The following is a 23,968-nucleotide window of genomic DNA, read 5'->3' as shown; positions in this document are numbered from 1 at the left end:
GACCGAAGCGGGCGGGGTCAGCTGGCGGCCCGGGACAGCATTGAACCCGCGTCCCTGGCAGCGGCGGGCGACGTCAAAGCAAAACGCGGTGAATAACACCCATGGCACTCTGGGTGGCCTGGACCGCGGAGGCCTGATGGGCGGTACGGTGAGGAGCAGCGACGATCAGCGCATTGTGGCTAACCACATTAATAACCGCCAGGGGCTGTTCAGCGCGGCGCCGGGCTGGAACTGACCGCGCAGCAGCTGGATAACCCGGACGGCACGCTGATCAGCTATGGCAAGGGCGGGCGGATCGGTTGAATAACCGTGACGGTGGCCTGCTGCTGGGCACCACGGACACTGACGTGACGGCCCGTACGCTGGATAACCGCGCCGGGAGCGTACAGAGTGCAGGAACGCTCACCCTTTCACTGCTGGAGACGCTGGATAACCGCCAGGGACGTGTTGTGGCGAATCAGGCGCTGACGATCCAGGGCGGCAATCCGGGCGCACGCAGTGCCGGAGTTCCCGCGCTCGATCTGATCAATCAGGGCGGCGTGGTGCAAAGCGGCGCAACATTAAGCGTTCAGACCCACACTCTCAACAACCAGGGCGGTACGCTGCTCAGCCAGCAGGATCTGAATCTCGCGGTCCGCCAGGACTACACCCACCGTGCGGGCGATACCCTCAGCAGCAACGGCACTGTTACGCTTTCCGTGGCGGGCGTGCTGACCAACCTGACGGATTGGCTGCTGCCTGGCGGCCTGGTCGTTAACAGCCAGGATTTCACGAATCAGGGATCGCTGGTCGGTAAAACGCTACACCTGACGACCGGCCTGCTGCTCAACCGTGGTCGGCTGGAAGCCGACAGCATGACGCTGAACGTGGATACGCTGGACAACCCCGCGACCCTGATTGGCGATAACATCACCGTACGCGGCCGGGTGATCGACAACCACGGCAATGCCGCGGTGATCGCAGCCACCGACCGTCTGGATCTGCGTAGCGGGGAACGCCTGACGAACCGCGATGGCGGCCTGCTCTACAGCAGTGGCAGCCTCTTCCTGGGCAGTGATGATCTGATTGAAAATCGCGCCAGCAGCATCGAAGCGGACGGTGATGTGACGGTGGAGGCCAAACGCCTGAACAACCTGCGCGAAGGGCTGAATATCGCCCGTAATGCGGCCAGCAGTGACTACAGCTGGCATCGCTACAACTACTACTGGCGTTCTTATGGCGAAGATGTGAATACCAATAAAAGCACAGTCGCCTCCACTACCCAGCGGCTAACGTTTCAGAATAATGAAGCAGCGCAAAGCAACCGTTACGGCACCCTGCTGGCTATTGATGCTGGCACTAAACGTGCTCAGGTACGGGTGAAGAACAACCAGGGGATATTAATTGACCTGTGGGTGAATTATCTGGCTCTGAAACCTGCCAGTGACGGCAATTACGATCTCACGTTTTATGAAATGCGAGGCTGGAATCATGACGTGGTACCAACACCTTACCAGCATAGTTTCAGACGTGAACATGATATTGGCGAGCTCGTTCAATGGGATCCAAATCGTTTTATTGATATCGACACTGCTCCTTATGTTTCTGATTACAGTAACTTACGGGAGCGCTCGGTTACCGGCACGGTCACCCGTGACAAACTGGTGTCTGCGGGTGTCGGTGCACATATCCTGGCGGGCGGCAATATGGTGCTGCGCGTGGCCGGGCAGCTGCTTAATGATGCCAGCACCCTCAGCGCGAACGGGGATCTGAATATTGCGGGCGCGAAAAATATCGTTAATAAAGGCTATTCGGTTAACGAACGCCGCCAGGAACATATCGTCGATCACTACGACAGAGCTGAAAGTCACTGGTACCCCACCTTCAATCGTGATGAGACCACTGCGCTGACCACCATTGATGCCATCATGACGGGCAATGGCTCGGTGACGATCCAGGGCGCCAGTATTGAGAACGTGACGGTTAATCAGGCGCAAATCAGCAGCGTGGCGGCGGCGGAGAAAGCCGCGCAGGCCGGGCGCGAAGAGTGGGAACGTAACCCGCTGACGGCCAGTGAAGACGGCACGCAGCCGCTGACGCCGGGTGAACTGGCGCTGGCGAATCAACAGCAGCTTGATCGTGTAGCGACCTCCATTCCCAATAACGGTCTGTTCCGCCAGGATACGGCCAAAGGCAGTCCTTTCCTGGTGGTCACCGACGAGCGTTTTACCAGCCGCAGCAGGTTTATCAGCAGTGATTACTGGGATACGATCCGGCGCTGGTGATCAAGCGCCTGGGCGATGGCTTCTACGAGCAGCGTCTGGTCCGTGAGCAGATGCTGGCGCTGACCGGGCGGCCGTCGGAGAAGGGGGATGATGCCATGGCGCAGTATCAGAACCTGATGAACAACGGCAGCAAAGTGGCACAGGACTTCCACCTGGTGCCGGGCGTGGCGCTGACGCCGGCACAGATAGCCGCCTTACAACAGGACATCGTCTGGCTGGTAAGTGAAACGGTCGACAGCGCAGAAGGCCCGCAGACGGTCTGGGTGCCGAAAGTCTATCTGGCCAACAATACCGTTCGCCTGTCCGGTGACGGGGCGCTGATCGCCGGTGGCAACCTGCAACTCTCGGCCAACAGCCTCAGCAATGCCGGAAACCTGGTGGCTGACCAGGCGCTGAAGATTGATGCCGACCAGTTCCTGCACCAGGGCGGCGATATTCGTGCTGACAGTATTAACGTACAGGCTACTCACCCCTTCAGGACCAGAACCTCAGCCTGAGTGCGCAAAACAGCCTGGAGATTGGCGCGGCCCGCAGCAGCCACACCGGTCTTGAGGTGATTTCCGGGGCGATGGGCAACCGGACGCGCGTGAGCGCCTGAATGCCGGGCAGGACTTGACTCTGCAGGGCAGCCAGGTGAAAGCGGGCGGCACCACCCAACTGCAGGCGGGCGGTGAGATAAAACTGCTGGCAGAAACGACCACCAACACCACACATCTGACTGCCGACAGCAGAACTTCGTCAGTCAGTAACGGAAGATCGTCTGTTGCTCAGTACCCTGAGCGGTGATCAGGGCGTGACGCTGGTGGCCGGTAAAAACCTGCGGGTGGAAGGCGCGCAGGTGGACAGCGAGAAAGGCAGCATCGGCGTGAGCGCGCAGGACGTGATCATCAAAGAGCGCGCCAGGTTGTCATCGACCAGGACAGCGAAAAGAAACGCGAGGGTAAAACCAAAAGCCAGCGTGAGATGGAGACGGTGCGCGACAGCGGCATCGGCAGCACCTTCAGCGGCGAGAAAGGCGTAACGGTGATCGCCCGTGAAAATGATATTACGCTGGCGGGCAGTACCCTGCACAGCGAGGATGGCGCGATTGCGCTGCAGGCGAAACGGGACGTGGTGATTAACAGCGCCACCGATCGCGAATCGCAGTTCTCCGAAGAGCGCAGCGAGAAAAAAGGCTTCCTGTCAAAAAGCAGCAGCCACACGGTAAAAGACGATCGCTCCACCCTTGAACAGGGCTCGCTGCTCAGCGGGGAAAGCGTCAGCATCACTGCCGGACGCGACCTGGCGGTAGTGGGATCGGCCATCGCTGCTGATAATGATGTCACCCTCGCCGCGGGCAACAATGTGGATATCGTCGCGGCCACCGAGACACAGTCGCATTATCTGCTGGAAGAGAAGAAAAAGAGCGGCCTGATGAGCAGCGGCGGCATCGGCTTTACCGTCGGAAGCCAGTCAACGCGCCATGAGATTGACGAGAACGGCACCACGCAGAGCCAGAGCGTCAGCACCGTGGGCAGCAGCCAGGGCAATGTCAGCATCACCGCAGGCAACCGGGCGCATATCGGCGGTGCTGATGTGGTGGCGGGCAAAGATATTGCCATCACCGGCGACAGCGTGCAGATAGATCCGGGCTACGATAAACGCACCAGTACCGAAACCTTCGAATCGAAGCAGAGCGGCTTCACCCTGGCCCTCTCCGGGGCAGTCGGCAGCGCGCTGAATACCGCCGTCAGCACCGCGCAGCAGGCAGGAAAGAGGGCGATGGACGCCTGCAGGCACTCCAGGGAACGAAAGCGGTACTGTCCGGGGTGCAGGGGGCGCAGGCCTGGGATCATGACAATGCTGTAACGGAGCGGCCGATCAAAAAATGCAGAATTGGCGTGGAGAAAGGCGCCGATGGGGCAGAAAAAGGCGCCACCAATACGGTGGGGGTGAATCTCTCTTATGGCAGCCAGTCGTCAAAGAGTGAGACGACCATCAAAAGCAGCCAGTCGCAGGGTAGCCCCTGAACGCCGGGCAAAACCTGTCGATCACCGCCACTGGCAAAGGTAAAGGGCCTGACAGCGGCGATATCAACATTGCAGGTAGCCAGCTTAAGGCGGGTAAAGATCTGTCGCTGGACGCCAGTCGCGATATCCATCTGGTGTCGGCGCAGAATACCGAAAGCACCGACGGTAAAAACAGCAGTAAGGGCGGCAGCGTTGGCATCGGGATTGGAGTGGGCTCTGGCGGCTGGGGCATCAGCGTATCGGCGAGCGTCAATGCCGGTAAAGGCCATGAGAAAGGGAAGGGCCTGACGCATAGTGAAACCACCCTGGACGCGGGCAGCGTGGTCAGCCTGACCAGCGGGCGCGACACCACGCTGAAAGGCGCACAGGTCAGCGGTGAAACCGTGACCGCTGATGTCGGACGTAACCTGACGCTTGCCTCGCAGCAGGACAGTGACAGCTACGATGCAAAGCAGCAGAATGTCAGTGCGGGGGGGAGCTTCACCTTTGGATCCATGACCGGATCGGTGAATATCAACGCCAACCGCGACAAGATGAACAGTGATTTTGACTCGGTGAAGGAGCAGACGGGGCTGTTCGCAGGCAGCGGCGGCTATGCTATTAAAGTAGGTGAGCCGCAGCAACGGCCACGGCGGATAAAAACAGCCTTGATACCGGAACGCTGGGTTGGTCAGATATTCATAATCAGGCTGATTACAAAACCGAGCATCAGAGCGTGGGCTTTAACAGCGGTGGGCCAATAGGGGCCAACCTTTTAAGCAACGTCAGCGCCCTGCCGATATCCGGTTCGGGTAGCGAAGGGCACGCGGAGGGGACCACCAAAGCGGCGGTCAGCGAAGGCAGCATCACCGTGCGTGATACGGCGAAGCAGCAGCAGGACGTCAGCACCCTGAACCGCGATACGGAGCACGCCAACGACGGCAGCATTACCCCGATCTTTAACAAAGAGAAAGAGCAGAAGCGGCTACAGCAGGCGCAGCTGGTCAGCGATATCGCCGCGCAGGCGCTGGATATCTACAACACCCACGAGGCGACCAAAGCCACGCGTGAGGCCACGGCGGCACTGGGCGATAAATCGCGTCAGGCCGGGCTTGAGGAGCGGGCGAAAAAGGCGCTTTCGGAGGAGAAAAGAGTCAATCCGAAGGTGGATGACGGGCCGCAGGCGGTAGCCGGAAAAGCCTGGCAGCTGGCCTATGACGATGCGCTGGCGGCAAATGGCGCGCAGATGGGGGGCAGCGTGAGCACGGGCGTGAATGCGGTGGTGAGTGCGCTGCAGGGCCTGGCGGGAGGTGACATCAGGGCCGCGCTGGCGCGGGTGCGGCGCCGTATCTTGCGGGGGTGGTCAAGACCCTGACGACGCAGGATAAGCAGTACAGCGAACTGAGCGCGGCGGAGAAAGCGAATAATGCGCTGGCGCATGCGCTGCTGGGCGGGGTGGTTGCAGAGCTGAGCGGCGGCAACGCGGCGGCGGGAGCGACGGGAGCGGCCACAGGAGAGCTTGCGGCGCCGGCGATAGCGCTGGCGCTGTACGGTACGGCGGACAGCAGTAAGCTGACGTCGCAGCAGAAGGAAAACCTGAGCGCGCTGGCGACGCTGGCGTCAGGGATAGCGTCAGGCGTGAGCAGCGACAGTACGGCGGGAGCGGTGACGGGCGGGCTGGCGGGTAAGAATGCGGTGGAGAATAACTTCAGAGAGGAAAAGACAGAGCTTGAGATAGCGAAACAGACGCTCAAAAATAGTAAAAATCCGGCAGAGCTTGAGAAAGCGCAGCAGAAGTATGATGCACTGCTTGAGAAAGATATCAGCAGTGACAAGGCAGTTATAGCAGCGTGCAGTAATGGGCAGGCTGCTAGTGCGGCCTGTGCCGGTGAACGACTGAAAGTTATTGAAGCAAAAGAAGGATATGAAAGCTTTGGTAACTACAACTCAAAAGCCAGTCAGATGTATCCCGATGCTTACGGGCAAATAGTAAACCTGTTGAATATCACCAGTGTTGATGCTCAGAATCAGCAACAGGTGAAAGATGCGATGGTAATTATGCTATGGCGCAGCTTGGAGTTGATAAGGCGACAGCAGAACAATATGTGTCCACGTATGAGGGGATGAAGGTTGTTGCGGCTTCCATGACGCCTGCTGCGGCCAGTAAGATAGAGACGCTGGCAGGTAAACAACGACTGTCCAGTAACTTTGAAATAAACTCTTTGCCGGATGCTAACGGGAAAAATCATGTCACAGCCGTGAAAAATGATGCAACAATCCCAGTCGATAAGATTGAACTCTATATTGAAAAAAGAGTACAATTCCATTGTAGTATCTGGTTCGGGCGGAAATGTAAGGATCTATGCGTATGGAAAATTTTACCCGATGGTTCTAAAAGATTAGCTACTGTTAAAACAGGAGCTTACAGACCTTCCTTAGCGTCTGCATAATCTCCGGTTCGGGTGGTAATGCAGGATCCCGTGCGTGCCCAGGTGAGCGGCGAGAAGGTGGGGGTTAACCCACCAAAGCAGCAGTGAAAAACCACTGTATCGTCAAAGTAAAATCGCGAAGGAAATTCAGAGAAGGACAAGAATCAGTTATTCTCCGACTCCGCTTCCTCGCCTTCTTTCTCTTCAAATAAAGTCAGACAGCTTCATCTCACCCAGCTCATTCATTTTTTTCTTCGCCTCTTCTAATGGCTGCGCAGCGTTTAGTTCCGCCACTTTTGCATCGGCCAGATCCGTTGCCTGTTTACGGGTTTCATCCCACTGCGTTTGTGCCGATTCCACCAGGCTGCTTGTGCGTTTGTCGGCTTCTTCTTTAATATTTTCTTTGGTTGCATCATCACAGGCTGAAATTAAGGTGATCATGGCGGTTAATGCGAGAATGCCAAATTTGTTCATAGAAATAACCCTTATTAAACCGACGTCGCTTGCGACGGAGAAAAAACAGTAATGGCATGTGCCTTGATGGCAAACCGGGCAGGCGTCTGCCCAATCAGTTCACCGTCGGCGTTAATATCATGAGGACGCCGCGTACTCAGCGTCATGGCGGTGGTGGATAGCGTACGCACTTTACGCCAGCGCCCGTGTGTGCCGCGCCGCAGCGCGGGCAGCAGGGCGATCATCTCCCACCAGTGCGCCACTTCCAGGCTGTAAACATCCAGGCGACCATCGTCGGGTGCCGCACTCTGTTCCACCGTCATGCCGCCGCCGTAAAAGCGGCCGTTACCCACGGAAACCTGCACGGTTTTGACCTTCTCGGTGATGCCGTCATGCTCCAGCGTGGCGCTGAACGGGCGGCTCTGTTTCAGCAGTTTAAAGGCCGCCAGCGCGTAGCCAAAAGTCCCCCAGCGCTTCTTCGATTCAGCGGTCAAATGGTGGGCCAGCGTGGCGGAAAACCCGATGCTGGAGACGTTAAAAAACAAATGTCCGTTCACTTCACCCAGATCGATAGGGCGCTGGTGCCCGGCGGCGATCACCTTCACGGCCTGAGCCAAATCGTTGGTGATGCCGATGGTGCGGGCGAAATCATTGGCGGTGCCGAGTGGCAACACACCCAGCGGCAGGCCGCTGCGCATCAGCCCTTTCGCGGCAGCGTTCAGGCTGCCATCGCCCCCGCCAACAATCACCAAATCGATGCGGTCAGCGTAGTCGAGGATGATCTCGCTGCTGTCGCGACGGTCGCTGGCTTCAGGTTCAACCACCTGAATTCCCTCTGCGCTGAGCAGGGATAACGCTTCTGGAGGGTCGATGGAATCACAGCTGATTACGATGAGGCAACTCACATTTTTAAGTTTACATTTATACATAAATAATAACAATAACAACATCAGGGTCAGACCATTACGCACAAGGAATTCGTCATGACAGCTTTTCACTCTCTGGAGTCGTTTCACCCCGTCAGCAGCGCGATCCGCCCGCCGAATACGCAAGCGCAATATCAGGAACAGAGCCTGCTGGAACGCCTGGTGGAACCGGAACGTGTGATCCAGTTCCGCGTGGCCTGGACGGATGACAAAGGTCAGGTACAGGTGAATCGCGCATGGCGCGTGCAGTTCAGTTCATCGATTGGCCCGTATAAAGGCGGGATGCGTTTCCATCCGTCAGTCAACCTGTCGATCCTGAAATTCCTTGGGTTTGAGCAGACGTTTAAAAATGCGCTGACCACGTTGCCGATGGGCGGCGGGAAAGGCGGCTCTGACTTCAATCCGAAAGGGAAAAGCAACGCGGAAGTGATGCGTTTCTGCCAGGCGCTGATGACCGAACTGTATCGTCATCTTGGTCCGGATACCGATGTGCCTGCGGGCGATATCGGCGTGGGTGGCCGTGAAGTGGCCTTTATGTCCGGGATGATGAAGAAGCTGTCGAACAACACGGCCTGCGTGTTTACCGGTAAAGGCCTGTCGTTTGGCGGCAGCCTGATCCGCCCGGAAGCCACCGGCTACGGTCTGGTGTACTTCACCGATGCGATGTTAAAACGTCATGGTCTGGGCTTTGAAGGCAGCACGGTCTCGGTATCCGGTGCGGGCAACGTGGCGCAGTACGCCATTGAAAAAGCGATGGAGCTGGGCGCTCGCGTGCTGACGGCGTCTGACTCTCGCGGCACGGTAGTGGATGAAGCCGGGTTTACCCCTGAGAAGCTGGCTCATCTGGCTGAAATCAAAAACGTGCGTTACGGCAGCGTGGAAGACTATGCGCGCGAACGTCAGCTGGTTTACCTCGCCGGGCAGCAGCCGTGGAGCGTACCGGTAGATATCGCCTTACCTTGTGCTACACAGAACGAGCTGGATCTGCCTGCGGCGCGTCAGCTGATTGCTAATGGCGTGAAAGCCGTGGCCGAAGGCGCCAATATGCCGACCACGATCCAGGCGACCGATGCGTTCCTGGATGCGGGTGTATTATTTGCCCCGGGGAAAGCGGCGAATGCCGGCGGTGTGGCAACTTCCGGTCTGGAGATGGCACAGAACGCAGCGCGTCTGAGCTGGAAAGCCGAGAAGGTGGACATTCGTCTGCAACATATCATGCTGGATATCCATCACGCCTGCGTTGAACACGGCGGGGAAGGGAAGCAGACCCACTACGTGCACGGCGCGAATATCGCCGGGTTTGTAAAAGTGGCCGATGCGATGCTGGCACAGGGCGTGTTGTAACGTCCCGTCCCTGGTAGGGGTGACCCTTTTTTCGGTCGCCCCGAATCCTGCCCCTGCATAACCCTTATGCCAGTGCTGTCTGTTCCCGCCGTTGCTTCACCCGCCAGACCCACGCCAGCAAAATAAACCACAGCGGCATCGCACACAGCGCCATCAGCGTATCGCGGTCAAACACCATGACCACCAGTGAAAACAGAAAGAACAGCAGCGTGATCCAGCTCATCAGAACGCCTGCAGGCATCTTAAACGTCGACTGCTGGTGCAGTTCCGGGCAGCGTTTGCGGTACACCAGGTACGCCACCAGAATCATCCCCCAGGTATAAATCACCAGTATCGCTGCCAGCGTGGACACCACGGTGAACAGCGTCATCACGTTGGGCACCAGGAACAGCAGCAGCGTGCCGCTTAACATACAGAAGCAGGAGAACAGCAGGCTGCGAACCGGAATGCGCGTGGTGCGCGACAGAATGCGGAACTGCCAGTGGGCGTGCTGCTCCACTGACAGGCCGTACAGCATACGCGTGCTGGAATAGACGCCGCTGTTGGCGGAAGACATCGCCGACGTCAGCGCCACAAAGTTAATCACGGCCGCGGCGGCAGGCAGCCCGGCTTTAGCAAACAGCGTAACGAACGGGCTGGTATCCGGTGAGATATGCTGCCAGGAGGTGACGGCGATGATCACCACCATCGATAGCACATAGAAGATAATAATGCGCAGCGGGATTGCCCGGATGGCTTTCGGCAACACCTTTTCCGGCGATTTGGTTTCGGCACTCATGGTGCCCAACAGCTCAATGCCGGTATAAGAGAAAATGGCGATCTGAAAACCGGCAAAGAAGCCCACGATTCCGTGCGGCATAAACACCGCCGGGTCGCTGAGATTATGCAGTGAGGCGGTGACGCCATCCGGCGATGTCCAGCCGCTGCCAATCATCCAGATGCCGGTAACAATCAGCGCGATAATGGCGATCACCTTAATAATCGCAAACCAGAACTCGGCCTCGCCAAACATCTTCACCGACAGCAAATTAAACAGACACAGCAGTCCCAGGGTCAGCAGCGCCGGGATCCACGGCGACAGCTCGGGCAGCCAGAACTGCATATACCCGCCGCACACCACCACGTGCAATGCAGGTCAGGAAGAAGCTGGCTTTCGGGCCGAGGTAGTCGGAAACAAAGGGCGACCAGGTCGGCCCGGACAATCTGATCACCGACAGGCGTATTACTGCAAAGGCTTCCGCGTGGGCCAGGGTGATGCGCTGGCCGTTGTGCTGCCGGAAACGCTGCTACAACTGTGGCAGGTGCTCAAGGTGTGCCAGCAAAATGACATCATCATCCTGATGCAGGCTTCTAACACCGGGGTGACCGGTGGCTCCACGCCGCACGGTGATGACTATGACCGCCCGGTGGTGATTGTCAGCACCCGCAAAATCAAGGGCGTGCAGGTGATCGATAACGCACAGCAGATTATCGCGTTCCCCGGCAGCACGCTGACCGAGCTGGAAACCAGCCTGAAACCATGGAACAAAGAACCGCATTCCGTGATCGGTTCCTCCTGTATCGGCGCATCGGTGGTCGGTGGTATCTGTAATAACTCTGGGGGATCGCTGTTACAACGCGGCCCGGCGTTTACCGAAAAATCCCTGTTTGCGCAGATTAGCGACGACGGGCAGCTGCATCTGATCAACCATCTGGGCATTGAACTGGGGAATACCCCGGAAGAGATGATCACCCGACTGGAAGCCGGGGAGTACACCACCGGCACCGCACCGGACTGGGAAGGAAAAATCTGGGCCGATGACTACGCGGCGGTGATCAAAGATGTGGATGCCACCACGCCGACGCGTTTTAACGGCAATCCGCACTATCTGCATGACAGCGCGGGCTGCGCCGGAAAAGTGATCGTCTTTGCCGTGCGCCTTGCCACCTTCGACGCCACCCCGCAGGAAGATACCTTCTATATTGGCACCAACGATGAGCAGGTGCTGCTCGACCTGCGCCGCTATCTGATTGAAAACCTGGAGACGCTGCCGATTCAGGCGGAGTATATCCATCGCAACGCCTTCCGGCTGACCCTGCGCTATGCGCGTCATATGTTCCTGTCGATTAAGCGCCTCGGGCCCGCAGCGTTGCCGGGGCTGATGGCAAAAAAAGCGCGCTGGGACGCACGGCTAAGAAAACTCCGGCTGCTGCCGCACAACACCCTCGATCGGCTGATCCAGTGGGGTAACCGCATCACGCCTTCTACCGTGGCACCGCGTCTGCTCTCGTATCACCGCCGCTATGAACATCATCTGATGATCAAACTGGCCCATGACGAGGTTGCTGCGATGAGTCGCCTGCTGACCGCATTCTTCGCCACACGCAATGGGGAATGGTTCCACTGTACTGAAGAGGAACAGAAGGATGCCTTCCTGGTGCGTTTTGGCGTGGGGGCCTGCACGGTGTTCTACTGCGACTATGCGGGCATCAATACCAACGACAGGCTGATTGCCTTTGATGTGGCGTTGCGCCGTAATGACGATCAGTGGCTGATTCGCCTGCCGCCAGAGTTGCAGGCGCAGGTACTGGAAGACTCCTGCTGTGGCCACTTCTTCTGTCTGGTCAATCACCAGGACTATATTCTGAAACCTGGCGTCGATGGCGCGCAGTTTAAAGCGGCGGTGCTGGCGTATCTGGATCAGCGCGGGGCAAAATACCCGGCTGAGCACAATATTGGTCACCTCTATCACGCCTCCGACGAGCATCAGCATCACTTCCATCAGCTCGACCCGACCAACACCTGCAACCCGGGCATTGGTAAAACCAGTAAGAAGAAGCACTGGGCATGATAATGCCGCTGGCGGCCTGCCAGTATGGCAGGCTGAGTGCAAACGTATCACTGCGATAAACAGTTACTAAAAAAGCAGGCAAAGTGTGGGGGAAGACGCTGGCTTAGCCGGATAAATTCAATACAATCACTGGCGCCCTGTCAGCGTACAGGTGGCAGAAATGAATAGCGGTGTTATCCGGGATGGTTTGCATGAAAAAGTGGTTGCTGATGCTGGTGGTGTCTTTCGTTGCTTTTCAGGCAGCGGCGGCAGCGCATAACGACGATCCCCAGAGCACCAGCCTGGCCTTTTACAGCTGGTATCTGGCGGCGCTGAACAAAGAAGAAAGCCCGATTGATGAACACGACCCGTTATTAAATGAGTATGTTACTGAGCGGCTGCTGAAAAAAATCAATCTGCTGATCAAAAGCCCGGACGGTATGGACGATGATTATTTCCTCCAGGATCAAGACTACAGCGACAGCTGGGTCAACAATGTCAGCGTCAGCCGATTTACGCTAAACGGTAACCGGGCCTCTGGCGATGTCACCCTCGGGCGTGACCCTGCTGACCAGCAGCATCTGCTGGTCACGCTGGTGCAGGATCACGATGGTTGGAAGATTGACGACGTTGAACAGGAAGCCCCTTCTGCCCCCTGACCCCACTCAGTGCAGGCGCATAAACTGCTCGTTGAGGCTCTCCATTAGCCCATAGCGGCGGCGATACTCCGCACGTTTTTTACTGGGGATCTCTTCCATCGTTTTCTGGCTGAACGCCAGCGGCAGTTGCCAGAGGCGACGGCAAAGTGGCACGCCATCCAGTGACTGCCAGAACTCATCATAACTGGCGACAAACACGGCCTTCTTTTTAAAGCGGTAGCGCAGGCTGCGATACGTATGGCCGCGATCGCTGACGGCCTGAATGGCGCTGATACCCATGCCCCGTGCCAGCAGTGATACTCCTTCCAGCAGGACACGTTTCGGGAATAACCCATAACAGGACTTGGTTGCCGAGCGGATCAGCGCATGGGGCGTATCGCTGTGCGCGCCCTGTATTCCTCCGATCAACAGCACCGGCAAGCTGTCACGTTCAACGATGACGAACGTCAGTATCGCCAGCAGCGTTCCATCGCCATGCAGCATCATATTCACTTCACCCTCACGCTCGCAGCGGCCGTTGCAGGTCAGTGTGAGCTGAAAATGCTCGCCCTCTTTGCCACTGAAGCTGGCCAGTGGGGTGGGGTGGGGTGAGAGCAGGGCATGGCGTAATGCCTGGGAAGGGAGCTGTTGCACAAAATGGTAGTGCTGGCTCAGTACCTGTACCCGCTGGCCCGCAGACAGGCCGAGATGCAGATAAGGCCGGTGGATCTTATTGGGCAAGGTCGGCTGCAGATGCAGCGCATCCTGCATCACGGGCAGGGTGGCAATCTGCTGCATGTGCTGGAGAGTGGCCAGAGGAAAGGCCAGTGAGCGCAGTAAAAATTTGGTCCGCCAGGCGGTACTGTGCCAGATCGGGCCTGGGAGCATTCTGCCGTTAAGCAGGTGCTGGAACAGCGATAACCCGTTCTCCGGGCGCGTAAGCGTCAACGTTTCTGACATGATGTGTGATCCGACCTGGTGTAAGAAAAACGTATTCAACCACGGCGATAATCAATGGTGAGTCAATGCCTGTGGGATGCTTCAGGCAACCATGCGGCCGTTTGGCTGGCGTTTAATCTTCAGGATTTGTAAGCATGCGTGGCATCAACCGCTAAAGGCGGCGTAGACTGGCTCGCGTACTCTGACGCTCTCTAATCAACAAGGAATAAGTCTGATGAAATTGTTCTATACCCCCGGTGCCTGCTCGCTCTCCCCGCATATCGCGCTCGAAGAAGTTGGGGCAACGTTCACGCTGGAAAAGGTTGATCTTAAAACGAAAAAAACCGAAACCGGCGCTGACTTCACGACCATTAACAGCAAAGGCTACATTCCTGCACTGCTGCTGGATGATGGCAGCCTGCTGACAGAAGGTACGGTGATTGCGCAGTATGTGGCCGACCTGAAACCGGAAGCAGGCCTGATCCCGGCGGCGGGCACCGCAGAACGTTACAAAGTGCTTGAGTGGCTGAGCTTTATCTCAACGGAACTGCATAAGCCAATGGGTGCGTTGTTTAACCCGGCCCAGACCCCTGACTGGAAGCAGGCGACCGTGGCGACACTCAATAAACGCCTCGACTGGCTCTCTTCCGCACTGGCCGGGAAAACCTGGCTCCAGGGTGAGCAGTTCACCGTGGCAGATGGTTATCTGTTTACCGTGCTGGGCTGGAGCAAAGTGGTTGGCTTCTCGCTCGACAGCTGGCCTGAGCTGCAGGCGTTTGCAGGCCGCGTGGCAGCACGCCCTGCGGTACAGCGAGCACTGAAAGCCGAAGGCCTGATCTAAGGCGTCTGGATCGCTGCGGGTAAAGATCGTAAGCTGGCACCCTCATCATTTTCTTAACGGAGTCGGCTGTGGAAGGGGTTCCTGAGCAGTTCAGCTATGAGCAGGATCGTGCCAGCTTCCGCCATCTTTCCGGGCAGCAGGGCGTCGAACTGTATCGCGCCCATATCACCCGCTACGCGTTTGAACCTCACACGCATGAAGCGTTCGGCATCGGGACTATCGATCGGGGTGCCGAGCGTTTTCGTTATCGCGGGGTGCAGCATGTGGCGCCTGTCGACTCGCTGGTCTTGATGAATCCCGATGAGTTACACACGGGGGAATCCGCCACGGAGGGCGGATGGCAATACCGCATGATCTATATTGAACCTCAGCGCCTTGCTGCCTTAACCGGGGAAACGGGCTGGTGGTTTGAGCAGGCGGTCTGCCATGATCCGCAGCGCGCAGCACAGCTCTCAAGGTTGCTGGAAAACCTGTGGCAGACCGACGATCCGCTGACGACGGATGGCCTGCTGCTCACGCTGTGCGATCTGTTACGTCCTCATGCCCGCATTGCGCGGCCCTTAGCGGCTGAACCCCGCCATCGTTTCGATCAGGTCAAAGCACACTATCATGTGATGCTGATGGCGTTCCGGCTGTATGCGTTGCGCTGATCGCAATTTGCTACAATCTCCTGACCTCCGTTTTTCCCATAATGGTGTTTTCTCTGTCTGGAGTAGACGATGTTATCGGGTATTTTATTTGCACTGAGCGCCGGGTTGATGTGGGGGCTGATTTTTGTCGGGCCGCTGCTGGTGCCTGAGTATCCTGGGACGCTGCAGTCGATGGGCCGCTATCTGGCCTTTGGTCTGATTGCGCTGCCGCTGGCCTGGCAGGATCGCCATCGTCTGGCGGCGTTGACCCGCCGTGACTGGCGGGAGGCTTTTAAACTGACGTTTGTCGGTAACCTGCTCTATTACGCCTGCCTGGCAACGGCGATCCAGCGTACTGGCGCACCGATATCGACCATGATTATCGGTACGCTGCCGGTGGTGATCTCGGTCAGTGCCAATCTGTTTTACGGCGGCGATGAAGGGCATCTGCGCTGGGGTAAGTTCCGGCTCTGTTATTGATCGTCGTCGGGCTGGTGTGCGTGAATGTGGCGGAGCTGACGGGCACCACGCATCCGGTGGACATGTGGCGTTATGTGAGTGGGATGGCGCTGGCCTTTACGGCGGTAGTGTGCTGGACATGGTATCCGCTGCGCAATGCCCGCTGGCTACGCCAGCACGCGATTCGTCCTGCCACCTGGGCCACTGCGCAGGGGCTGGTGACGCTGCCGCTGGCGCTGGTCGGGTATTTGCTGGTTATGGGGCAACTGCATCTTAGCGATGTTTCGTTTGCGCTCCCGTTTGGCCCACGCCCGGCGGTCTTTATTGCGCTGATGCTGGCGATTGCGCTGTTCTGCTCCTGGCTGGGGACGCTGTGCTGGAATGAAGCGAGCCAGCGCTTACCCACAGTCTTAGTGGGCCCGCTGATTGTGTTTGAAATCCTCGCCGGGCTGGCTTACACCTTCCTGTTGCGCCAGTCATGGCCGCCACTGCTGACGCTATGTGGCATCTTGTGCCTGATGGTGGGGGTCGTCAGTGCTATGCGTATAACCAGAAGCGGTCGTAAAGCCATTGAAAATTGCGGATAAAAACGCGGGCAGCCTGACTGACAGCGAGCATCTTCAGTCAGGCGCGGGTCAGGGCCCCGGGCGGATTGCCTGCCATAAGCAGGGATTGTTCGGCTATGAGAATTATCGCTAATCCACATATCGCCTTTTTTTGTACAGTAACCCTCCCTACTCAATGTAAAAACCTCCATTTTTGAGACGACTTTTCCCAGATCAGACCAGTATTAACTCGAATGATGTGAATAAAAAATCGTCGATTATGACAGTGAGACGAAAGAGAAAGAGGCGCTAATGATAAGTAGAAGCGTCATTCAACGGTCACAGGGGGAGGGGTATTCTGATAAATGATAAATGCTGCAAAGATAAACGCGCATTGAAAGCCTTGATGCTATTGAGATTTTAGCTGGTGCCTGGATAAGTTACAGCCAAATAATAGAGCGGGATGACAATTAAATATTTTATTTTGGTACTATTACACGCTGATATCCAGCAGACGACAGCTACGGCGCGTTCCAATGTCGAACGTATCCTGTAAGAAATTAACGGCTTGCCGTTTGTCATTCGTGGTGAAAAAGTTTTTCAGCACGCTTTGTAGCATCTCTTTGTCTGATGACAGCGACTGGAGCTCACGTTCCATATTGTGGACCTTCTCTTCTAATTTCTGCCTCACTGTTTTCAATTATTCAGACTATTGCCATTTTTGGCACGCCAAAAGGAATGCGTGCAAGCTCAGCCCGCTGTGGTTGTCCCTGTCCATTGTCGCCGTCACGCTGGTACCCTACCTGATTAAGCGCAGTCGCTTTTATAAGACCAACACTATCAGCCCACCGCCGCGACATAAGCGTAAGAATTATCTGCGTTATTTACTGCATGCGGGGCTGCCGCTGGCGATTTCCAGCGTCTTTATCGCCGTTCAGGTGAAGACCGCACAGTTCTTTCTTATTGGGGTGAGTTCGGCCCAGGACCTTGGCCTGTTTACCGCAGCGAACACCATTTCCGCCTCATGGATTTTTATTCCGGTGGCGATCATTACATCCTGTTTCTCTGAAATTTTCAGGGAACGTGCGGATGTGGCAGTAAAACTGGCTTCACGGCTTAATGGCTATGTTATGGCAGTTTCACTTTTGATGCTCTCCGTTGTCACGCTGTTTGGTGACAGGATCATTAACAGCCTGTATGGGCAAGATTACACACAATCGGGAAACCTCATTACGTTGTTGTCGTTAGCAACCTGCTTTTCGGCAATGGGGACCGTAGCGTATCGCTACATGGTGAAAGAGGGTGGTTTCAATTACTTACTGGTGAAAGTGATTCTGCTGGTCGTTATTGGTCTGGCAACATCTTACTTCTTTATCCATTCCTGGGGATTAACAGGCGCAGCCTGGAGCGTGTTTATCACCGAACTCCTGTCCCTGACGATAATGAATTATTTCTTTAAGAATGGCGTCATTCTTAAAATACAGCTTTCCTCACTCAACTACAAAACCTACAGATGAGGTAAATCATGTTGAAGCTCAAAGCAGAGTTGAGAAAGGGTTTTGTTTACCTGCTCAAAAAAATGCCTTGGTCTTACCAGGATAAAATTTATTACTTTCAGAAATTCAAACGTATTCCCAATATCCGGGAACCTAAGTTATTCAATGAGAAGATTCTGTATCGTAAATATGTCACTGGTGACCATGTGCGCTATGCCAATTTGTCAGATAAATTACTGGTCAGGGAATATATTGCTGACACCATCGGCGAAGATTACCTGATTCCGCTGATTCATCAGACCGATGACCCGATTTCGTTACTGAGCTTGCCGAGCCTGAAAAACACGGTAATCAAACCTAATCACGGCTCAGGCATGGTGGAAATTGTGCTGGAAGAACCCGACTGCATCCAGAAACAGCTGCTGATCAAGCGCTGTGATGAGTGGCTGCATAAGGACTTCTCGCACCATGCGCGCGAGATCCACTACCGCATATCAGTGCAGACAGCGAGACGCTGGACGTGTTGACTGGTACATCCATGAAGGGCACATCTACTTCGGTGAGCTGACGTTTACGCCAGGCGCAGGTATGGTGACCGGACTGAAAATGGTCTGAATCAGATCATGGGGGATATGTGGTTGCAGGATCGTAAAACGGCAGTGTTGCCGGTAATTGCGTATTATTATCAAGTCAGATTAAACGGTTTAAGAGACTATCGATGATCTGTAGGATTTTGCCAAACATTTCTCCCTGTTTATTATTTCCCTGAATTAGTCCAGGGCGGGTTTTCTATTCCGTAAATCATCCCAAAAAAATATCTTAACTAATAATGCCTCTGCAAGAAGCAGAAAATAATAAAGATTGGTCACTCCTGGCTTTCGGGTCTTTCACATCAACCGCGATCGTGACGGGCAAGTTACCCGCGTGGATGCCGGGCACGTTATCCGCTGAACGGCGGAGGGGGAGTAAGCATGAAGATCAGGCAAAACGAGGCGGTGAATGTGGCGCGTGAATTACCGACCATGCGCCAGTCATTTCAACGCATTCATCTGGTGATTATTGTGGTGTCGCTGCTGTTCAGCGGGTTATCGCTTTCTGCACTGTCAATGTATGTGCTACGCAACTATGCGGAAAACAATATCCAGCTGGTTGCAGCCAGCGTCAGTTACAGCGCCCAGACAGCGGTGATCCAGAACGATGCGGCAAGCGCAGAGAGTATTCTGCGTGAGATGGGGACGCGTACGGAGTTTGCGGTCGGGCGCGTTTATCGCGCTGACCAGCAGCTGCTGGCCCAATGGCAGGCACCGGGCGGCGAAGATCCCCACGGCGTCGGTGCCATCGTGGCTCGCTGGCTTTTCCCGAAGCCGGTCAGTGCCCCCGTGATGCACAACCATCAGGAGGTCGGCCGGGTGTGGATCAGCGGTGATGCTTCACGCGTGCTGCATTATCTGGGGCAGGCGCTGCTGTGGCTCGGTGGCAGTCTGTTGATTACCGCTATTCTGGCGATCTACCTGGCGCGGCGGATGCACGCCGGCATTTTACAGGGGCTGCAAAATATTGCCTCCGTCGCGCATGATGTGCGCAAACGGCGTGCTTTCTCCCTGCGCGTACCCTCTTCCTCGATTGCCGAGCTGGATAAACTGAGTGGTGATTTCAACAGCCTGCTCGATGAGCTGGACCAGTGGCAGCGACATCTGAAAAGTGAGAATGACTCGCTGACACACCAGACGCTGCATGACGCGTTGACCGGGCTGCCCAATCGCAAAGCCTTTGAACAACAGCTGCAGAGGCTGCTGGACGACCCGCAAACCTGCCAGCAGGTCAGCGTGCTGTTTATCGACGGTGATCGTTTTAAGCAGGTGAATGACCGCTACGGTCACGCCGCCGGCGATCATGTGCTGATGGTCACAGCCCAGCGTCTGCGTGAGCGCCTGCGTAAAGGCGATCTGGTGGCACGCCTGGGCGGTGATGAGTTTGCTGTGGTGTTATCGACGGTCGAACGGGAGGAGCAGGTGGCTCAGGTGGCTCGCGATATTATTGAAGCCATGCAGCCGCCCATCGCGCTGCCGGAAGGCGCGCAGGTGGTGCAGTCGTTAAGCGTGGGTGTGGCGTTGGCAAAAAACCACCGCTCGCCGGAGGCACTGATTGCGCAGGCCGATGCGGCGATGTATCACATTAAGGAGCTGGGTGGCGGCTGGTACTTATCACCGTCTTACTGGGGGCAGGAGATACCCGGCTTGCCCCCCCGGTGGCGGTGGCAACGGGTCGTCATTAGCCGCGTTAGCTGCAAGTCGGGCAGGATTTTTCACTGACCCGCTGGCTGAAGCTGCTGGTGGCATAGTCGCTACAGTCGAATGCCCAGCTGCTGCGCTTCAGGGATGCATGGCGCATGGTGTGACGATAGGCGGTCGGTGTCTGTGAAAACTGGCGGCGAAACACGCGTGAAAACGTCTGCTGGGAGTCATAACCGTACTGCATGGCAATATCAAATACCGGACGTTGCGTCAGACGCAGCGCTTCGGCGGCCAGCGTCAGACGGCGTTCTGTCGATCCAGTCAGTCAGGGTGCTGATGATGTCGTCGTCTCTGCGTCAATAGGTCGCGATCTCAATGGAGGCTGAGTATAATTCCTCAAGTTAACTTGAGGTAAAGCGCTAAATGAAAAAAAGTATCAGTAATCCCAACAAGCGCGAGCTGACCCCCGGCGATGTGGCACAGCGTTGCGGTGTGGCGGTTTCGACGCTGCATTTCTATGAGCAAAGGATTAACGCTACACGCGTGACGTGCTGAGGCGTGTGGCGGTGATCAAGATTGCCCAGCGCATCGGCATCCCCCTGGCCACGATCAGCGACAGCCTGATGCAGTATTCCCCCGGCCCGGTGATCACCGATGAAAATCGCGATCGAACAGCATCGCCCGGAATGAATGGTTTGCCGGTAGCCGCTTCAGCATTGCGGATGTGCAGATGAGTTTTCCGCTGCAAGCACTCACCGCACGCGGTGGCGCGGCCGACAGCCCGGCGATTCAGGCCTGGTTGCAGAAGGTGCAAAGCCGTGCGGCCTGGCAGCGCGCACTACAGCAGGGGGGTGAAGTTCGTCTCGACTGAATGCGTTCCTGCTTCAGGTTGCGGATAGCGGTCATAAGAAAGCGCTATTAGAGGGCAGGGGAACCTGCCGCTACCATCAGAAGCATTGATTACCGGCGCGGGTGTAAATCAAGGATTATGCAAATTTAAGCAATAACAGGTGTTGAAAATGCACCATTAAACACAGGATAATCGTTTGCGTTCATCTTTCCTCTTTCTCAGAGGATAAAAATGCACGGCAATTTAGCGATTTTTTGCGAAACGTTTGCCTTTATCCGGTCTGCGCCTCGCCCTGAGGTTTTTGTACCGCGTATATTGCGCCAGGGATGCAAACGTCGACTACCGCTGGGATACAGGGGTACCACGCAGCGATAACTCATAAGAAATCTCAGGGGATTACGATGTCAGCTCCTTCTCAACCGGCCAGCGGCTCTTTAGACGCCTGGTTCAAAATTTCTGCGCGCGGCAGTAGCGTCCGTCAGGAAATCCTGGCCGGTCTTACGACCTTCCTGGCGATGGTCTATTCCGTGATTGTGGTGCCCTCGATGCTGGGCAAAGCGGGTTTCCCGCCAACGGCGGTCTTTGTCGCGACCTGCCTGGTGGCCGGTTTTGGTTCACTGCTGATGGGCTTGTGGGCCAATCTGCCGCTGGCTATTGGCTGTGCGATCTCGCTGACGGCATTTACTGCCTTTAGCCTTGTGCTGGGCCAGCAGATCAGCGTACCGGTTGCGCTGGGTGCGGTGTTCCTGATGGGCGTCCTGTTTACCCTGATCTCCGCAACCGGCATTCGCGCCTGGATACTGCGTAACCTGCCGATGGGTGTGGCACACGGTACGGGCGTCGGCATTGGCTTGTTCCTGCTGCTGATTGCCGCTGACGGTGTGGGCCTGGTGGTGAAAAACCCGGGTCCGGGCCTGCCGGTGGCGTTGGGTCACTTCCCCTCTTTCCCGGTGGTGATGACGCTGGTCGGGCTGGCGGTGATTTTTGGTCTGGAGAAGCTGCGCGTGCCGGGTGGCATTCTGCTGACGATTATTGCCATCTCGGTGCTTGGCCTGATCTTCGACCCGGCGGTGACCTATCAGGGGCTGTTTGCGATGCCAAGCCTGAGCGATGCGCAGGGTAACTCGCTGGTGTTTAGCCTGGATATCCTTGGGGCATTAAAACCGGCGGTGTTGCCAAGCGTGCTGGCGCTGGTGATGACGGCGGTATTTGATGCCACCGGCACCATCCGTGCCGTCGCCGGGCAGGCGAACCTGCTGGATAAAGACAATCAGATTATCAACGGCGGCAAGGCCCTGACCACGGACTCACTGAGCAGCATCTTCTCAGGTCTGGTCGGCGCGGCCCCGGCTGCCGTTTACATTGAGTCGGCAGCCGGAACGGCAGCCGGCGGCAAAACGGGTCTGACAGCCATCGTGGTCGGTGTGCTGTTCCTGATGATCCTGTTCCTGTCGCCGCTGGCGTACCTGGTTCCGGGTTGCTGTTTTTAGTGCTGTTTATCCCGCCGCTGCTGTTTGCTGACGGCTGGAAAACCCCGACCAGTGAGTTTCTGCGCCACGGGCGCGAGATCCTTGGCCTGGCGCTGGTGCTGGTGCTGATTACCGTTGTCGGGATTGGCTACCTGATTTACTGGCTGGTGCCGGGTATTCCGCTGCTGTCGGCCTTTGCACTGGCGGCCGTGTTGTCACCGACCGATGCAGTGGCGCTCTCCGGTATTGTCGGCGAGGGGCGCATTCCGAAAAAAATTATGGGGATACTGCAAGGCGAAGCGTTGATGAACGACGCATCCGGCCTGGTGTCGCTGAAGTTCGCCGTCGCCGTGGCGATGGGCACGATGGTGTTTACCGTGTCCGGGGCCTCGCTGGAATTCGCAAAAGTGGCGATCGGTGGCCTGCTGGCAGGTATCGCCATCTGCTGGTTGTACGGTAAATCACTGCGCCTGTTCAGCCGCTGGAGTGGCGATGATCCGGCCACGCAGACCGTGCTGCTGCTGCTGCTGCCGTTTGCGTCTTATCTGATTGCCGAACATATCGGCGTGTCCGGCATTCTTGCGGCGGTTGCCGCCGGGATGACCATTTCACGCTCCGGGATTATCCGTCAGGCGCCGCTGGCTATGCGCCTGCGTGCTAACAGCGTCTGGCAGATGCTGGAATTCGTGTTTAACGGCATGGTCTTCCTGATGCTGGGCCTGCAACTGCCAGGCATTCTGGAAATCTCCGTGCGCCAGGCCGATGCCGACCCGAACGTTGAGCTGTGGGTGCTGTTTGCCTCGGTGGTGCTGATCTATATGGCGCTGATGATCGTGCGTTTTGGCTGGCTGTGGACCATGCGCCTTATCAGCCGCACGGCGTTAAAAAAACGGCCGATGGAATTTTCCACCTACTCGACGCGTGAGCTGCTGATTGCTTCCTTCGCCGGGGTACGCGGCGCGATTACCCTGGCCGGTGTATTGTCAATTCCGCTGTTGCTGAGTAACGGGAATGACTTCCCGGCGCGTTATGAGCTGGTGTTCCTGGCGACCGGGGTGATCCTGTTCTCGCTGTTGGTGGGGGTGGTCATGCTGCCGCTGCTGCTGCGAGGCGTTGAAGGTGTCGATAAAGCGGGCCACCGCCGTGAGCTACAGATGGCGCGTGCGACGATGGCGAGTGTCGCCATCGACAGCCTGCATAAGATGGAAGAACGCCTGATGGTCGATACGGAAGAGAACATCGACCCCGAGCTGTTGAAAGAGGTCAGTTCACGGGTGATGGGCAATCTGCGTCGCCGTGTGGATGGCAAAGAGGATATGGAGCGCGCGCTGTTTGCCGAAAACCTTGAGCGACGTTTCCGTCTGAGCGCTCTGCGTTCTGAGCGCGCGGAGTTGTATCACCTGCGGGCCACGCAGCAAATCAGTAATGAGACGATGCAGAAGCTGTTGCACGATCTCGACCTGCTGGAAACGCTGTTGATCGAGAAAGAGGAATAACTGCGCACGGGCGGTCCCGTGCGTTTTGTGGGTCGGGCCATGCCCGACCCCTACGATAATCCGCGGTGTCTATTTCGTGTGGTTTTGGTGGGTCGGGCATGCCCCCACCCCTACGATAATCCGCGGTGTCTATTTCGTGTGGTTTTGGTGGGTCGGGC

17 protein-coding genes and 10 pseudogenes are annotated in these 23,968 nt (G+C 56.7%); 21 read left to right on the top strand and 6 right to left on the bottom strand.

Annotation, left to right across the window (positions count from 1 at the left end; translation table 11 throughout):
* Positions 1–88 precede the first annotated feature (88 nt).
* The 8 genes and pseudogenes from WH279_RS22835 to WH279_RS22595 all read left to right on the top strand — a co-directional run bounded on the left by WH279_RS22835 (position 89) and on the right by WH279_RS22595 (position 6,702).
* Positions 89–235 (top strand): hypothetical protein, encoded by a 147-nt coding sequence (locus tag WH279_RS22835; RefSeq protein WP_445235280.1) that lies wholly within the window; start codon positions 89–91, stop codon positions 233–235.
* Positions 226–303, top strand: coding sequence for a hypothetical protein (locus WH279_RS22830; protein ID WP_445235282.1), 78 nt, complete (start codon positions 226–228; stop codon positions 301–303). The genes WH279_RS22835 and WH279_RS22830 overlap by 10 nt, the downstream gene beginning before the upstream one ends.
* On the top strand, positions 300–2,264 hold the full coding sequence (locus WH279_RS22825) for a hypothetical protein (protein WP_445235279.1): 1,965 nt from the start codon (positions 300–302) through the stop codon (positions 2,262–2,264). The genes WH279_RS22830 and WH279_RS22825 overlap by 4 nt, the downstream gene beginning before the upstream one ends.
* Positions 2,261–2,761 carry a hypothetical protein gene (locus tag WH279_RS22820; protein WP_445235278.1) on the top strand — a complete coding sequence of 167 codons (501 nt, stop codon included), beginning with the start codon at positions 2,261–2,263 and terminating at the stop codon, positions 2,759–2,761. Before WH279_RS22825 ends, WH279_RS22820 begins: the two co-directional genes overlap by 4 nt.
* Positions 2,762–2,876: 115 nt before the next feature.
* Positions 2,877–3,050 carry a hemagglutinin repeat-containing protein gene (locus WH279_RS22815; RefSeq protein ID WP_445235277.1) on the top strand — a complete coding sequence of 58 codons (174 nt, stop codon included), beginning with the start codon at positions 2,877–2,879 and terminating at the stop codon, positions 3,048–3,050.
* Between the two features lie 216 nt (positions 3,051–3,266).
* Positions 3,267–5,959: pseudogene (locus WH279_RS22810) on the top strand (VENN motif pre-toxin domain-containing protein); the annotation flags it as partial.
* A complete protein-coding gene (locus tag WH279_RS22805; protein ID WP_445235281.1) occupies positions 5,948–6,379 on the top strand; it encodes a DUF6862 domain-containing protein in 432 nt (143 codons plus the stop codon). The pseudogene WH279_RS22810 and the gene WH279_RS22805, both read left to right, overlap by 12 nt.
* Positions 6,316–6,702: a hypothetical protein gene (locus tag WH279_RS22595; RefSeq protein ID WP_339459063.1), complete on the top strand. Its 387-nt coding sequence runs from the start codon at positions 6,316–6,318 to the stop codon at positions 6,700–6,702. The genes WH279_RS22805 and WH279_RS22595 overlap by 64 nt, the downstream gene beginning before the upstream one ends.
* 183 nt (positions 6,703–6,885) lie before the next feature.
* Here the strand turns inward: WH279_RS22595 and WH279_RS22590 are convergent, their stop codons facing one another.
* Both WH279_RS22590 and WH279_RS22585 read right to left on the bottom strand, forming a co-directional pair.
* Positions 6,886–7,155 (bottom strand): hypothetical protein, encoded by a 270-nt coding sequence (locus WH279_RS22590; protein WP_339459060.1) that lies wholly within the window; start codon positions 7,153–7,155, stop codon positions 6,886–6,888.
* A gap of 14 nt (positions 7,156–7,169) precedes the next feature.
* On the bottom strand, positions 7,170–8,063 hold the full coding sequence (locus WH279_RS22585) for a lipid kinase (RefSeq protein ID WP_445235276.1): 894 nt from the start codon (positions 8,061–8,063) through the stop codon (positions 7,170–7,172).
* A gap of 54 nt (positions 8,064–8,117) precedes the next feature.
* On the opposite strand from WH279_RS22585, the gene gdhA reads away from it, so the two are divergent.
* Complete coding sequence (gdhA, locus tag WH279_RS22580; RefSeq protein ID WP_339459058.1) at positions 8,118–9,404, top strand: NADP-specific glutamate dehydrogenase; 1,287 nt, start codon at positions 8,118–8,120, stop codon at positions 9,402–9,404.
* A gap of 64 nt (positions 9,405–9,468) precedes the next feature.
* On the opposite strand, the pseudogene WH279_RS22575 reads toward gdhA, so the two are convergent.
* Positions 9,469–10,582, bottom strand: a pseudogene (locus tag WH279_RS22575) (amino acid permease); the annotation flags it as partial.
* A 63-nt stretch (positions 10,583–10,645) separates the two neighbouring features.
* Between WH279_RS22575 and dld the strand changes: the two are divergent.
* Together dld and WH279_RS22565 are read left to right on the top strand one after the other, a co-directional pair.
* Complete coding sequence (gene dld, locus WH279_RS22570) at positions 10,646–12,235, top strand: D-lactate dehydrogenase (protein WP_445235275.1); 1,590 nt, start codon at positions 10,646–10,648, stop codon at positions 12,233–12,235.
* Positions 12,236–12,426: 191 nt separating this feature from the next.
* Positions 12,427–12,873 (top strand): DUF3828 domain-containing protein, encoded by a 447-nt coding sequence (locus WH279_RS22565; protein WP_200643835.1) that lies wholly within the window; start codon positions 12,427–12,429, stop codon positions 12,871–12,873.
* A gap of 6 nt (positions 12,874–12,879) precedes the next feature.
* Here the strand turns inward: WH279_RS22565 and WH279_RS22560 are convergent, their stop codons facing one another.
* A complete protein-coding gene (locus WH279_RS22560; RefSeq protein ID WP_339459056.1) occupies positions 12,880–13,812 on the bottom strand; it encodes a VirK/YbjX family protein in 933 nt (310 codons plus the stop codon).
* Positions 13,813–14,026: 214 nt separating this feature from the next.
* On the opposite strand from WH279_RS22560, the gene gstA reads away from it, so the two are divergent.
* The 3 genes and pseudogenes from gstA (at position 14,027) to WH279_RS22545 (ending at position 16,307) form a co-directional block, all read left to right on the top strand.
* Positions 14,027–14,632, top strand: a complete 606-nt coding sequence (gene gstA, locus WH279_RS22555) for a glutathione transferase GstA (protein WP_133842660.1) — start codon at positions 14,027–14,029, stop codon at positions 14,630–14,632.
* 68 nt (positions 14,633–14,700) lie between these two features.
* Positions 14,701–15,237 (top strand): annotated as a pseudogene (locus WH279_RS22550) (AraC family ligand binding domain-containing protein); the annotation flags it as partial.
* A 114-nt stretch (positions 15,238–15,351) separates the two neighbouring features.
* A pseudogene (locus tag WH279_RS22545) lies at positions 15,352–16,307 on the top strand (DMT family transporter).
* Between the two features lie 451 nt (positions 16,308–16,758).
* On the opposite strand, the gene WH279_RS22540 reads toward WH279_RS22545, so the two are convergent.
* Positions 16,759–16,923 (bottom strand): hypothetical protein, encoded by a 165-nt coding sequence (locus WH279_RS22540; protein ID WP_339459052.1) that lies wholly within the window; start codon positions 16,921–16,923, stop codon positions 16,759–16,761.
* Between the two features lie 88 nt (positions 16,924–17,011).
* Between WH279_RS22540 and WH279_RS22535 the strand changes: the two are divergent.
* The 3 genes and pseudogenes from WH279_RS22535 to WH279_RS22525 form a co-directional block, all read left to right on the top strand.
* Positions 17,012–17,782 (top strand): annotated as a pseudogene (locus tag WH279_RS22535) (polysaccharide biosynthesis protein); the annotation flags it as partial.
* An 8-nt stretch (positions 17,783–17,790) separates the two neighbouring features.
* Positions 17,791–18,288, top strand: a complete 498-nt coding sequence (locus tag WH279_RS22530) for an ATP-grasp fold amidoligase family protein (RefSeq protein WP_445235274.1) — start codon at positions 17,791–17,793, stop codon at positions 18,286–18,288.
* Between the two features lie 444 nt (positions 18,289–18,732).
* The gene (locus WH279_RS22525) at positions 18,733–20,073 is read left to right on the top strand and encodes a diguanylate cyclase domain-containing protein (RefSeq protein ID WP_339459049.1); all 1,341 of its coding nucleotides are present in this window, start codon (positions 18,733–18,735) and stop codon (positions 20,071–20,073) included.
* On the opposite strand, the pseudogene WH279_RS22520 reads toward WH279_RS22525, so the two are convergent.
* Positions 20,042–20,305: pseudogene (locus tag WH279_RS22520) on the bottom strand (helix-turn-helix domain-containing protein); the annotation flags it as partial. The gene WH279_RS22525 and the pseudogene WH279_RS22520 sit on opposite strands and share 32 nt — an antisense overlap.
* Positions 20,306–20,418: 113 nt before the next feature.
* Here WH279_RS22520 and WH279_RS22515 point away from each other — a divergent pair.
* The 4 pseudogenes from WH279_RS22515 to WH279_RS22500 form a co-directional block, all read left to right on the top strand.
* Positions 20,419–20,636, top strand: a pseudogene (locus WH279_RS22515) (redox-sensitive transcriptional activator SoxR); the annotation flags it as partial.
* Between the two features lie 35 nt (positions 20,637–20,671).
* A pseudogene (locus WH279_RS22510) lies at positions 20,672–20,866 on the top strand (glutathione binding-like protein); the annotation flags it as partial.
* Positions 20,867–21,246: 380 nt separating this feature from the next.
* Positions 21,247–22,320: pseudogene (locus WH279_RS22505) on the top strand (NCS2 family permease); the annotation flags it as partial.
* A 5-nt stretch (positions 22,321–22,325) separates the two neighbouring features.
* Positions 22,326–23,810 (top strand): annotated as a pseudogene (locus WH279_RS22500) (Na+/H+ antiporter); the annotation flags it as partial.
* Between the last annotated feature and the right edge of the window lie 158 nt (positions 23,811–23,968).

This window comes from Erwinia sp. MYb375 (assembly GCF_037479175.1).
Classification (GTDB): Bacteria; Pseudomonadota; Gammaproteobacteria; order Enterobacterales; family Enterobacteriaceae; genus Erwinia; species Erwinia rhapontici.
Note: the sequence above shows the minus strand (reverse complement) of the source record. Positions and strands in the feature narration are given on the sequence as shown.